Raw genomic sequence first — 13,197 nt, forward strand, 5'->3', positions numbered from 1 at the left:
CAAATTTTCTACCATAGATAGATTGACTCGCAGGCCAATCTCCCAAGAATGGTGATGGAATCTTTTTTCCGAGGCGACGCCCTGCTCGCCTTTCCCAAGGCGGTCGATTCTCAGGATGCCACTGCCAGAAGGCGCGGAGCAAGCGACCTTCGATGCGGTAGCCGTTGTCCAGTGGATGCAGACGCCTTTCCAGACAGACGTGTCATCAACAGCCTGATCACCTTTGGAGGCGAGGACGGCTCAGGGCGATGCGGCGATGCGGCGATGCAAGAACTCTTTCAAAACAAATAAATAACAGCCCAAACCCGGGTAATGGAACGCGCAGAGGGGGCGCAACAGATGAAAAGCTATTCGCTCAAACACATGACGAACGGGGCAACCAATGGCCATGCGCGGCCGCAGGAACCGCCGCGCGGGCAAACGACGCCGAAGCTTTCCGGCAAACAGATGCGGGCCGCGCGCGGGGTGTTGAAGTGGTCGGTGCGCGACCTGTCGCTGATCACCGGCATCGGCACCGCCACGATCAACCGGTACGAACTGGTCGAAGGGGTGCCGCCGGCGCGGCGGGGCTATCTGGAGCGGATCAGCCGAGCCTTCGAGGCCGAGGGAGTGAATTTCGTCGAAACCGATGGAAACTGGGTCGGCATCATCTTCCAGGTCTCCGAGCCGCGCCAGGACTCTCCCGGCACCACGATGGATCGCGCCAGGGCGATGCCCTCGTCGCCACAGCAAGCGGTCAAACGCTGAAGTAGCATGAGGCGGGGAAATGAGGGTGATTTAGTCAGATAACCCAGATTCGCCCCGCCTCACGATCCAAATTATATCAATTCACCACGTGATTTTAATTATCGACATATATGGGGTTTATTTTTTCAAATCGTGGAAATACGAATTCAGTTATAGAGGATTGCAACAACAGAACAGGAGATCATTGAAACCGCACCAGCCCACACAAACCCAAAACCTACATTACGATTAATATGGATTTGCGATGGTATCCTGCTCCGGTTTACATCGGGGGGTTGTTTTTTCCCTGCTCCTGACGGCAATTGCGACACCCAATCGCCTCTGGGCGGAGGTCGATAGTACTTACAATACATATGGATACCCCGGCCTGATCGACATGCCTGCAGCGGTCAGCCCGCCCGATGCAGAGCTTGCGCTCAGTTTCAGCCATTTCCACAACAATACCCGCAGCACGCTGACCTTTCAGTTTCTCCGGCGGCTGTCTGCAAGCTTTCGCTATGCCAGCATTCAGAACACCCATCTGACCTCCGCCACCGGCGCGCCGGTCATCCATTTCCGCTTCGATCGCAGCTTTTCCCTGCACTACAGGTTCAGGGATGAGACCCCGCGTTGGCCGGCACTGGCAGTCGGGTTGAACGACATCATCGGCACCGGCGTCTATGCCTCCGAATATGTTGTCGCGACCAAGACGCTGCGCCACAATGTGCGGGTCACCGGCGGCATCGGCTGGGGCCGGCTGGGCAGCATGAACGGCTTCAGCAACCCGCTGGGCCTGTTCGGCAGCAACTGGAGACACCGCCACCAGATGGATCTGGATGCGGATACCGGCGGAGAGCTGAAGCTGGGTGATCTGTTTCACGGCGATGCGGCGTTTTTCGGCGGGGTCGAGTGGCAGGCGACGCCACGGCTGAAGCTGATCGCCGAATATTCCTCGGACAGCTATGACAGCGAGGACGGCACCACGTTCGACCGCCGTATCCCGCTGAACATCGGCGCGGTCTATCGGCTGCGGCCGATGACGACGCTGGCGGTCAATTACCTCTACGGCTCGGAACTCGGCGTGCAGCTGTCGATGGCCCTGAACCCCAAGCAGCCCCCGTTTTCCGGCGGTCGCGATCCGGCCCCGCCGCCGGTGGTGGCCCGCGGCACCCCCGCGGCAGAGCTGCTGGAGGTGAGCGTGGCGGAGGCCGACAAACCGGCGCTGGAGACCCGGCTGCGCGATGCGCTTGCGGCGCAGTCCATCGAACTGCGCGGCTTCTCCCTGACGCCCACCATCGCCCGTGTGGTGATCAGCGGCGGCGCCCCCAACAAGACGGCGCAGAACATCGGTCGCACCGCCCGTATCCTCACGGCGATCCTGCCGACGCAGATCGAAACCTTTGAACTGATCCCTCTCTCTCACGGGCTGGCACCCAGCCAGGTGACCCTGCAGCGCCGGACGCTGGAACGCGAGGAATTCGCGCTGGACGGCAGCTGGGCCAGCTATGCCCAGGCCCGGATCGCCCCGGCAGAGGCTGCCGCGCTCCCGCCCGAAACGTCTTTCAAGCGCTTTCGCCCACACATCGGGGTCTATCTGCAGCCGGCGTTCTTCGATCCGGACGAGCCGTTGCGCGCCGATTTCGGGCTGCAGGCCAGCGCGCAATTCGAACCCAGGCGCGGGCTGATCTTTTCCGGCAGCCTGCGCAAGAAGCTGATCGGCACCCTAGATCAATCGACCCGCACCTCGGATTCGGTGCTGCCGCATGTGCGCAGCGACGGCTATCTTTATGATCGCGATGGCGATCCGGCGATCCCCGAACTAACCGCGGCCTATTACTTCCAGCCCGGGGACGACCTCTTCGGGCGGATGACCCTGGGCTATCTCGAACCGATGTTCGGCGGCCTGTCGACCGAGCTGCTCTGGAGCCGAAACGACAGCAATTTCGCTGCCGGGATCGAGCTCAATTACGTGCAACAGCGCGATTTCGACCAGCTGTTCGGCTTTCAGGACTACAAGATCGTCACCGGCCATGTCTCTGGCTACTGGTCGCTGCAGGGCGGTTTCGACCTGCAACTGGATGTCGGCCGCTATCTGGCCGGCGACTGGGGGTCCACCATCACGGTGGAGCGAACCTTTCGCAACGGCTGGCGGCTGGGCGCCTTCGCCACCTTCACCGACGTCTCCTTCGAGGATTTCGGCGAAGGATCGTTCGACAAGGGGCTGATGCTGACCATCCCGGTCGGCTGGGTGTCTGGCGATTCCACCCAGGAAAATTACGCCACCGTGATCCGGCCGCTGCAACGCGATGGCGGCGCCCGGCTGAAGGTCGCCGGCCGCCTGCACGAAGTTCTGCGAGCGCATCAGCGCCCGGGGCTGAAAAACGGCTGGGGGCGGTTCTGGCGATGACAAAATGGCCGCTGATCCTGATCGCCCTGCTCTGCGGCTGCAGCCGCCCCGCCATGCCGGACCTGCGTCAGCAGATCACCCGCGCACAGATCGACGCCGCCGGCCAGCCGCTGCTGCTGGTGGAAATCCCCGCGTTGCGGAATGCCGCAACGTTGGCCCCCCGCAGCCGGACTGGCGGGGTTACCACCTGGCGATCGCGCGACGATGTCAGCCTGTCGTTCCGCGACGGGCTGGTCGTCGCCACCCGGCGGCTTGGCGACGATCTGATGAGCGCCGAGATCGAAAACAGCTTGCGGCTGCTGCGCGGCCAGACCGACGCCGGGTATGTCCCCCGCTTTCACAGCTATCTCGACGGCGAATATCAGACCCTGTTCCGAAGTTTCCAGTGCCGCGCCGGATCCCGCCGGCCGGAGCGGATCGAGGTGATGGGTCGCCCCCATGCCTCCACCCGGATCGAGGAGGAGTGCCGCGGCCCTGATCTGCGCTTCACCAATATCTACTGGCGCGGGGCGGATGGAACGATCTGGAAATCCCGGCAATGGATCAGCCCCCGGGTCGGCTACGCCGAAATCGAAAGGCTGCACAGATGAGCTTTGGCAAGAGGCGCCCGGCGCCGGCAAGGAACGGAACGACGGACATGAAGCTGCACCGCATATTCGCCCTGACCACCCTCATACTCTCCGCCTGCGGGGTCACCTATACCAGCCCCAAGGTACGCGACCAGGCCGCCGGGCTGGCCGTGCGCGAGGTGGCGCTGACCGCCGAAACCGTGCTGGTCGCGAACCGCAGCCCCTATACCCCGCGGCCGCTGCCGCTGGCCTTTCACCAGAACGCCGGGATGGGCTCCGGGCTGAAGGGGATCGGCGCCCTGCCCGACACCCCCTATGTCCCTGAGATCAAACCGGAACCTCTGGAACTGCGCGCGCCGCCGCAGGTGACGCCACCGCCCTATCGGATCGGCATCGGCGATGAGGTGCTGCTGGCCACCAAGGGCACCGGCTCCACCATAGAGGAGCTAACCGGGCTGCTCGCCGCGCAGAACCGGCGCGAAGGCTATACCGTGCGCGACGACGGAGCGATCGCGATCCCAGACATCGGCCAGATCCAGATCGCCGGGCGCACGTTGGAGGATGCGGAATCCGCCGTCTTCAATGCGCTGGTTGAGCGCCAGATCGACCCGGCGTTTTCGCTGGAAGTGGCGCAGTTCAATTCGAAACGCGTGGCCGTCGGCGGCGCGGTGCAGTCGCCCCGGCTGGTGCCGATCACCCTGACGCCGCTGACGTTGCACGAGGCGCTGACGGCCTCCGGCGGCATCTCGCTACGCGACAAGGGCTTCGCCTCGATCCGGATTTACCGCACGGGCGATCTCTATCAGATCCCGCTGCAGACCTACCTGCGGTCTTCCGCGCTGCAGAACACCTACCTGCTGAACGGCGATGCGGTCTATGTCGACACCACCTATGATCTTGATCGCGCGGTGGAATTCTACCGGCAGAAAATCGACGTCATCAACCTCAGGCGCGAAGCCCGCGCCACCGCCCTGGAGGAATTGCAGGCCGAAGTCGACCTGCGCCGCGGCACGCTGGAGGAGCATCGCAGCACTTTTTCCAGCCGGCTGGAGCTGGAGGCCGAGCCGCGCGATTATGTCTATGTCACCGGTGAGGTGCGCACACAGAATCGGGTCCCGCTGCCCTATGAACAGCAAACCTCTCTGGCCGATGTGCTCTATGGCAATGGCGGCTTCCAGACCCGCACTGGCGATGCCGCCCATATCTATGTGCTGCGCAGCTCGCCGCGGCCTGAGGAATTCGGCGCCGTGACCGCCTGGCGGCTGGACGGGCGCAATGCCGCGACCCTGGCGCTGGCGACGCGGATGCAGATGCGGCCGAACGATATCATCTTCGTGCAGGAGCAGCCGATCACCACCTGGGGCCGGGCGCTGGACCAGTTCCTGCCGTCGTTGCTGAATGCCGGGGCGGATGCGCTCTGACCTCTGCGCATGGCGGGGCGCGGGGCGAAGCCGCCCGGCCCCGCTCATGCCAGCGGCGACATATACTTCAGCGCCTTCCACATGAACTCATAGCGGTTCGATACGCCGGTCTTGGCGAAAAGGGATTTGATCTGCGACCGCGTGGTCGACAGCTTCACCCCGCGGCTTTCGGAAATCGCCTCCACCGACCGACCCGACACCAGCAATTCCCCGACATCCAGTTCGGATCTGGTCAGGCCGAAGATCAACCCCAGAGGATCGATCCGGGCGGTGCCGCACAGGGCCGGGTCGATCAGCAGGATCAGCGCTTGGTCGGCCTGCAGATCCGCGCCCGGCGCCACCGCCTCCAGCGGCGAAATCGCCAGATAGACCGGATTTGCCGACGGATCCGGCTTCGGCAGGATGATTTCCCGCATCGGTCTGGCCGGATACTCCGTCGGGGCGGACCCCGCCCCGTATAGAACCGCCGCCTGCAACGCGGCGGAGAGCTGCAGGTCGCGACAGGCCAGCCGCCCCTCCTCCGTCCGCCAGATCGCACCGCTCTCTGCCAGAATACGTTGCGCCATTCGGTTCGCCAACGTCAGCTGGCCGCTGCGGTCCACCAGGCAGATGCCGACCGACAGCCTGTCGATCACCCCGGCCAGCGCATCGGTACCGCTCTGCAACGGTGCGAAGGTCCGGTGCAATTCCACCACCTTGGCGACGTGCGGCGCCACCAGCTTGGCCCGGCGGATGGTGGTCGGCGGAATTTCCCGCATCTCCGCATCCATCATCAGGGTCATCGCCGCGATGGACTCGGCCGAGGATCCGAGGTTGAAGGCGAAGCGGCGGAAGATCCGGAAGTGCTCCCGCAGGAACTGCACATCGGCGCGCCTGCCCTGCGCGATGAAATCCGGCCAGACATCCACATCGAAGATGGGCGTCAGCGGAGTGCTGCGCTCGATCACCGCCGCAGCCTGCCGGTCGAACGGGCCGAACTGCTGCACATAGCGCCGGGCCTGGGCCTGCTGGCCGTCATAGAGACTGCTGCCCCGTCTGGCGCGAAACTGCAGCTCCCCCTCGGCCACGTCGAACAGGATCACCCCGCGCGCCCCGACGATCTCCGCCACCGTGTCCAGCGCCGCCATCCAGGATTGGCCCAGCAGGACGCTGGTATAGATCTCCGGCAGCCGGGCGATCGCGTCCAGATCGTTCTTAATCATGCGTCGTCTTGGCACCGGAGGCTCCCTCCCGGTTGGCATCTGCCGACGGTCGCGACGCCGGCGCGCTAGGCCTCGTAATAGCCACGTCCATAGCGCGAATAGGTCCCATAGCGGCTGCCATAGCCGTAGTACCGCGCCATCCGCTTCGGATCGACCTGCGCCAGAACCACCCCCGTGACCCGAAGGTTGACGCTGGAAAACTGTCGCAGCGCCTCCTGCACCTGGGCCTTGCTGGTCTTGTCCCAATGCACGCTGAAAATGATCGCATCGGCGGACTGACCGATCACCCGCGCATCCGGCACCACCAGAACCGGCGGCGTATCCAGCACGATGAAGTCATAGGCCTGCCGCGCCATGCTGATGAAACTGTGGAATTTTTCGGACGAAAACACATCGGCGGCATTGGCGCTGCTCTTCTCGCCCATCAGCACATCAGCGCCGACCCGTGCATCATGAGAGACCAGTTCCTTCAACGGAGCCTCTCCAGAGAGGGCGGTCAGCAGCCCCCCCTCGGATCGGGCATCGAAATATTTCGAGAAGGTGCGGCGTCGGATATCGCCCTCGATCAGCAGGACCTTCTTGCCAAGACCCGACAGATTCATCGCCAGCGCGATGGCCTGCGTGGTCTTGCCCTCCCCCGGCAGAGAGGATGTCGACATGATCACCTGCGGCGGGGAATCGATGTTGGACAGCAGGACCGAGGTTCGCAGATTGCGGATCGCCTCCGCCGCCGCCGAGGTCGGCTTATCCTTCAGATAGGACAGCAGCATCGGTCGCGCGCGGATCGGCAACCGGGGAATTTCCCCCAAAACCGGCAGCCCGGTGCCGATTTCCAGATCTTCGGCGCTGCGATAGCCATTGTGCATCATCTGCCGCAGCAGGATCGCCCCGGCCCCCAGCAGCGCGCCGAGGAAGAAGGACAGCCCCAGGATCACCGACCGCCGCGGCGCCACCTGCATCCCGGGGGTCGCCGCCGACAGCACCCGGCTGTCCGCCTGCTGCAACCCGCGCTGCACCGCGGTTTCCTTCAGGCGCGTCAGCACCGTTTCGTAGAGCACCCGCGTCGCCTCGGCATCGCGTTCGAGCTGCTGCAGCTGCACCATTTCGGCGGATTGCGCGTCGAACCGTTCCTGCAGCCGTTGATGCGACAGCTCCAGCGCCGCCAGTTGCTGTCGGTTACGCTCCACATCGGTTTGCAGGCGCGCCGCGATCTGTCGCAAACGGTCTCGCATCCGCTCCAGCAGCGGTCCGGCCTCCATCGTCTGATCCTGCCACAGGCGCGTGATCACAGTGTCATCGACCTCTGCCGCGATCTCTGCCGGCGTGCCATCGGCCAGGAGCGCCAACAACCGCTCTGCCCGCACCTCCAGCGCGGCCTGGGTCAGCGACATATCCGCCATTCGATCCCGCACGTCCTTGGCCTGGATATTGAGCGCCTGCAGAGCCTCCGGACTGATCACGCCAGAAGCCGAGCGCGCCTCCTTCACGGCGTTTTCCTTCTCTCTCAGCTCCTGCTCCAGCGCGATGGACCGATCGGAGAGCCAGCTGACCGCATTCTCCGTCGCATCGAATTTCAACGCGATCTGATCCTCGATATAGAGCCGCGCCAGCGTGTTGGTCAGGGCCGCAGATTTCGCCGGTGTTTCCGTCCGCGCGCCGATTTCGAACACATAGGTGTCATGCAGGTTGGTGGCGGTGATCGCCTCTCCCAGCTCCGCGACGGTCTGGTTCAGGATATCGGCCGCAGTCGGCGGTGCATCCGGTTCAGGCGCAAGCCCCACCAGGCCGAGAAGCCAGAACAGACTGTCACGCGGGGAAAATGCCGGCTCTGGCCGCAGCGTCGCGTTGAACTCCGGATCCGCCAGCAGGTCGAGTTCGGCCACAAGCTTCTCCAGCAGGCTGCGCGACTTGATCACTTCCAATTCGGTCTTCAGCGCCGCGTCATCGGTCGAAACCCCCGACAGCACGCTTTCCAGGTCCACCACTGGCTGGTTCCGCGCCTGCAGCGCAAGCGTGGTGCTGGCGGCGTATTTCGGCACCGCCAGACCGAAGGCATAGATGGCCCCGGCAACCGTCAGTGCAAAGGCGCAGAGCAGGATCGTCCATTTTCCGCGCCAGAGCGTCGCCAGCACCTGAATGAGATCGACGTCATCGCCATCATCGAAAGCTGCCTGCGCGCTTTGATTGATAGATTTTGCACCGGTATTTTTATCCAGCATTTCATAACCACCTGTGGCCCGACTGGATTTATTTCTTTCAGTTTTCACTCTGTGCAGCAAGACGATCTCCCAAAATTTGATGAATTATTCGCCTTGCCGACCGAAAACAGTGATCAAAGTTCTCCAGAATATCCATAATTCAAGGGAAAACCCGGAATTATTGATGTAATATATATCAGCACGTACTTTCTTCGCCAGAGCCTCGATTCCATGGATATATCCGACCTCGGTCTGCGCCAACCCGCTGATCCCAGGGCGCACCGCATGGCGATGCCGGTAACCCGGTACGTCGCGCAGGTATTTCCGCGCGTGATGGATGTAATCCGGCCGGGGTCCGATCAAACTCATATCCCCTTTCAGAACATTGATTATTTGCGGAAGCTCATCGATTCTGAACTTCCGGATCACACGACCCAGCCGGGTGATACGGTCGGTTTCCAGCGGATCGTCGGCGCCGCGACGCATCCTCGTCACCGCTGTCATCGAGCGGAACTTATACGCCACGAAAGGCTTGCATCCCCGCCCCATCCTGATCTGGGAAAAGATAATATTTCCCGGGTTGGCCAGAGGGTTAAGAACAACCAGCGACAGCGCCGCCAGCCCGAGAACCGGCAATAGAAGCAGGCTGAAACAGATATCGAACGCCCGTTTGCAACGACGGAAAACCCCCGACGAGCGGGCGGCTGGCACGTCCCCGGGCCGGGACTGCGAAAACGGCAGATTCAGATCTGTTGAATTTATATCGAACACGCAAATCTCCATGACAAAAAGCCAGAACATCTGCGTCCAGAAAAATGACAGAAACAAAAACGAGCAACATGATAACGAAAATAATTCACCGCAAGGTGCGTAATTAATAATAAATCAAATCACGATATTTCCAGACAAAATCAACAGGATAAAAAATTTAGACATCCGCCGCCGCGACGCCAGCGCCCCTGACAAAAGATCCATCCGCCGTCCTCACGCGAAAATTCAGAGCACGGCGGGACGAGCTCTCAGCCCACACAGAGAAAATCTATATCAGACCCATCGCCTCGGTAAGGATACAAATCAAATCAAAAAAAGGAATCAGCGCCACGAAATCGAATCACCTCAGCGCCGCGAGTAATTGAATTTAAATCGATTTGCAGCGCAGTCTTCTTCCAAACCGCAGTCCGTTTCAAACGGCAGTCAGAAAACTGACCTGTCCCGGCGCGATATGCGCAGCTGTCAGCCGGCCGGTGGCATAGGCGCCGGTATCGACCGAAACGACCCCATGCGCCGCGACCGGATCGGAGACGATCCGATGGCCATGCACCAGCCACAGCCCGTCGCTGCGCGCGATCGCCCCCATCTCAGGATGCCCCCACAACAGCGCCCGGCGGGTCTGCGCGGTCATCGCGCGTTGCGGATCCGCCCCGGCATGCACCGCCACCACATTGCCGGATTGCCACAGCACAGGCCGCTGCCGCAGCCAGTCCACCAACGGCCCCCCCATGGCGGTCGCCAGCTCTTCGGCGGCACGGGCCGCCCGCGCGCCGCTGCTGCGTTCCGTCACCCCCGCCACGCCGAAAGCCGCCAGCGTCTGCAATCCGCCGTTACGCAGCCAGCTGCGGGCGCGCTCCTCCGGCGTATCGAGAAACTGCAGCAGCATATCCTCATGGTTGCCCATCAGGCAGATCACGGTCCTGTCGGGGTCCGCGCTCAGCGCCTGCAGGCGGCGCAGCACGGTGGCGCTGTCCTCGCCCCGATCGACGTAATCGCCCAGAAACACCAGGGGAAGGCGGGGATCCAGCCGCTCCAGCAACCGCTCCAGCAGATCGCTGCGGCCATGAATGTCGCCGACCGCATAGAACGGCCGGTCCGGCGAAACCGGCGGCATCTGCGTCACCGGCCCGGGATCGCGACCACCACGCAGCCGTCTCAGCCAGGGACCAAGAGGCATGAAAACCCTTTCACCCGTTACATCCACCACACCGGCCCGAGCCTAGCCAGCCCCGGTGCAGAAGAAAAGCACCGGCATCAGCCGGCCAGCCGGGTCAGCGCCCAATGCGCCGCCTCGGCCACGGTGGGATCGGGATCGCCGGTCAGCGCCTGCGCCGCCGGCCGCAGCCCGGGATCGCCGGAATTGCCGATGGCATAGAGCACGTTGCGCACAAAGCGATCACGCCCGATCCGCTTGATCGGGGAGCCCGAAAACAGCGCGCGGAAGCCGGCATCGTCCAGCGCCGCCAGATCGGCCAGCGCCGGCGCCTTCAGCACCTCCCGCGCGGCATAGCGGATGTCGCTGGCCGCCACCGCGAATTTGTTCCAGGGGCAGGCGGCCAGGCAATCGTCGCAGCCATAGATACGGTTGCCCAGCTTTTCGCGCAGCGGCTCGGGCACCGGGCCCTTGTGTTCGATGGTCAGGTAGGAAATGCAGCGCCGCGCATCCAGCTGGTAGGGGGCGGGAAAGGCATCGGTCGGGCAGACGGTCTGACAGGCGGTACAGCTGCCGCAATGGTCGCGCTCGGGCGGATCCGCGGGCAGCTCCAGCGTGGTAAAGACAGAGCCCAGGAACACCCAGTTGCCGAACGCCCGGCTGACCAGGTTGGTGTGCTTGCCCTGCCAGCCCAGCCCCGCCGCCTGCGCCAGCGGTTTTTCCGGCACCGGCGCGGTATCGACAAAGACCTTCACCTCGCCTCCGGCCTCGGCGATCAGCCAGCGCGCCAGCCGCTTCAGCCGTTTCTTGACCAGATCGTGGTAATCCTTGTTCTGCGCATAGACCGAGATCGCCCCCCGCCCCGGTCGCGCCAGAATGCTGCGCGGATCGTGGTCGGGGGTATAGCTTTCGGCCAGCATGATCACCGACCGCGCCTCGGGCCAGAGTGCATGGGGATCGCCGCGCCAGCTGCGCCGCTCCTCCATCCAGCCCATCTGACCGTGATACCCCGCCTGCAGAAACGCCTCCAGCCGCGCCGGCACCTCCGGCACATCCCAGGGCCGGCACACCCGCGCGGCAACGAATCCCTCGGCCCGGGCCTGCGCCAGCACTCTCTGTTTCAGGGGATCGGGTTCTTTCTGGCTCAAAATATCCTCGGGGGCTGAGCAGGCTTCCTTGAAACGCTCCGGCGGAGCGTTTCGCCTGCGAGGGGGGGGAGCGGAGCCCCTGCCCGGTCACGGGCAACAGGGGGCAGACAGCCTCCTTGCGAAGGATGCCGCCCAACCGCCCCGTCAGAAATCCAGATCGGTGTAATGCGGCGGCGGCCGGAACCCTGGCACCTGATCGGCCAGGATCGACCGGAAGGCCGGGCGCGACTTGATCTTGGCATACCAGTCCTTGACCACGGCAGAGCGGTTCCAGTCCACGTCCGAGATATAATCGAGCGAGGAAAGATGCGCCGCGGCGGCGAAATCGGCCAGCGTCATCACGTCGCCGGCCAGCCAGCGGCGATGATCCAGCAGCCAGTGCATGTAATCCAGGTGGTACTTGATCGCCCGCGACCCGGCCTTGACGTTGCCGCTGTCGGGATACCCCTGGCCACTGACCTTCTTGTTGACCCGCTCGTACAGCAGTTTCGAGGTCACCTCGTTATGGAACTTGTCGTCGAACCAGCCGATCAGCCGCCGCACCTCCAGCCGCTGCGCCGCCTCGCGCGGCATCAGCGCCGGGTCGGGGCGGGTTTCGTCCAGATATTCGCAGATCGCGGCGCTTTCGGCCATGGTCCGGCCATCCAGCTTCAGCACCGGCACCTTCGCGGCCGGGTTGCGGCGCAGGAAGTCCGGGCTGGCCTCCCAATAGCGCTCCTCGACCAGCTCCACCTCGATCCGCTTTTCCGCCAGGACCAGACGGACCTTGCGGCAGAACGGGGACAGGGGAACATGGAACAGGCGGGCCGTGGTCATCGGTTGCATCGGATTTCGCTTCGGAGACAGTGGACCCCAGATAGCGCCCCCGGCAAGGTTTTTTCAATCCTCGAAACAGGTGGCGCGGCCATCTGCGCGAATCGTGGCCGCGCCGTCCTGGATCGCCAGCGCCCGTTTGCGGGTGCGATCCGACGGCCGGGCCGCCGAACGCGCCCGCGGCGCCGGTAACACCGCAGCGATCAGCGCCGCCTGCCGCGGGCTGAGTTCGGCGGCACTGACACCGAAATTCTCCCGTGCCGCGGCGGCGACGCCAAAGACCCCCTCGCCGGTCTCGGCCACGTTCAGATAGACTTCGAGGATCCGGCGCTTGGTCCAGACCGCCTCCACCACCGGGGTGATGACGGTTTCCAGCGCCTTGCGGATCCAGCTGCGCCCCTGCCAGAGAAAGACGTTCTTCACCACCTGCTGGCTGATGGTCGAGGCGCCTCGGCTGCCACCGCCTTCGATCGCCGCCTGGATCGCCTTCAGATCGAAGCCCCAGTGCAGGCAGAAATTGGCGTCCTCCGCCGCCACCACGGCGCGGGCCATCACCGGGGCGATGTCCTCCAGATCGGCCCATTGCCGTTCGATCCGGCCGTATTTGCCGTGTTCGACCCACATCGTATAGGTGAAGGGCGGGTTCACCACGGTATAGAGCAGCACCAGCATCCCGATCAGCGCCACCGGCACCAGCAGAATGCGCAGCACCCAGCGGCGCAGCCAGCGCAGCGGTTTGATCGGGGCCCGGTCGCCGGGCTTTTTCTTCGCTGTCGCCTTTTTCGCCAT

Annotated in this window: 11 protein-coding genes; 4 read left to right on the forward strand and 7 right to left on the reverse strand. The window is 63.6% G+C overall.

Going from position 1 to position 13,197, the window contains the following annotated elements:
• The first annotated feature begins 339 nt into the window (after nucleotides 1-339).
• From QO033_RS08685 to QO033_RS08700, 4 genes are all read left to right on the forward strand, one after another.
• Nucleotides 340-747 (forward strand): hypothetical protein, encoded by a 408-nt coding sequence (locus tag QO033_RS08685; protein WP_284480568.1) that lies wholly within the window; start codon nucleotides 340-342, stop codon nucleotides 745-747.
• A 244-nt stretch (nucleotides 748-991) separates the two neighbouring features.
• On the forward strand, nucleotides 992-3,133 hold the full coding sequence (locus QO033_RS08690) for a YjbH domain-containing protein (RefSeq protein WP_284480569.1): 2,142 nt from the start codon (nucleotides 992-994) through the stop codon (nucleotides 3,131-3,133).
• On the forward strand, nucleotides 3,130-3,723 hold the full coding sequence (locus tag QO033_RS08695; protein ID WP_284480570.1) for a YjbF family lipoprotein: 594 nt from the start codon (nucleotides 3,130-3,132) through the stop codon (nucleotides 3,721-3,723). Before QO033_RS08690 ends, QO033_RS08695 begins: the two co-directional genes overlap by 4 nt.
• 47 nt (nucleotides 3,724-3,770) lie before the next feature.
• The gene (locus QO033_RS08700) at nucleotides 3,771-5,123 is read left to right on the forward strand and encodes a polysaccharide biosynthesis/export family protein (RefSeq protein ID WP_284480571.1); all 1,353 of its coding nucleotides are present in this window, start codon (nucleotides 3,771-3,773) and stop codon (nucleotides 5,121-5,123) included.
• Between the two features lie 44 nt (nucleotides 5,124-5,167).
• On the opposite strand, the gene QO033_RS08705 is transcribed toward QO033_RS08700, so the two are convergent.
• From QO033_RS08705 to mtgA, 7 genes are all read right to left on the reverse strand, one after another.
• Nucleotides 5,168-6,325, reverse strand: a complete 1,158-nt coding sequence (locus QO033_RS08705; RefSeq protein WP_284480572.1) for a helix-turn-helix transcriptional regulator — start codon at nucleotides 6,323-6,325, stop codon at nucleotides 5,168-5,170.
• A 65-nt stretch (nucleotides 6,326-6,390) separates the two neighbouring features.
• Entirely contained in the window at nucleotides 6,391-8,544 is a 2,154-nt protein-coding gene (locus tag QO033_RS08710) for a GumC family protein (RefSeq protein WP_284480573.1), read from the reverse strand.
• Nucleotides 8,545-8,628: 84 nt separating this feature from the next.
• Nucleotides 8,629-9,324 (reverse strand): sugar transferase, encoded by a 696-nt coding sequence (locus QO033_RS08715; RefSeq protein WP_284480574.1) that lies wholly within the window; start codon nucleotides 9,322-9,324, stop codon nucleotides 8,629-8,631.
• A 382-nt stretch (nucleotides 9,325-9,706) separates the two neighbouring features.
• Nucleotides 9,707-10,471, reverse strand: a complete 765-nt coding sequence (locus QO033_RS08720; RefSeq protein WP_284480575.1) for a metallophosphoesterase — start codon at nucleotides 10,469-10,471, stop codon at nucleotides 9,707-9,709.
• A 77-nt stretch (nucleotides 10,472-10,548) separates the two neighbouring features.
• A complete protein-coding gene (gene queG / locus QO033_RS08725) occupies nucleotides 10,549-11,595 on the reverse strand; it encodes a tRNA epoxyqueuosine(34) reductase QueG (RefSeq protein ID WP_284480576.1) in 1,047 nt (348 codons plus the stop codon).
• A gap of 144 nt (nucleotides 11,596-11,739) precedes the next feature.
• Nucleotides 11,740-12,411, reverse strand: a complete 672-nt coding sequence (fzlA, locus tag QO033_RS08730; RefSeq protein WP_284480728.1) for an FtsZ-binding protein FzlA — start codon at nucleotides 12,409-12,411, stop codon at nucleotides 11,740-11,742.
• Between the two features lie 63 nt (nucleotides 12,412-12,474).
• Nucleotides 12,475-13,197: a monofunctional biosynthetic peptidoglycan transglycosylase gene (mtgA, locus tag QO033_RS08735; protein ID WP_284480577.1), complete on the reverse strand. Its 723-nt coding sequence runs from the start codon at nucleotides 13,195-13,197 to the stop codon at nucleotides 12,475-12,477.

Origin of the sequence: Pseudodonghicola flavimaris (assembly GCF_030164425.1) — a bacterium.
Taxonomy (GTDB): Bacteria; Pseudomonadota; Alphaproteobacteria; order Rhodobacterales; family Rhodobacteraceae; genus Pseudodonghicola; species Pseudodonghicola flavimaris.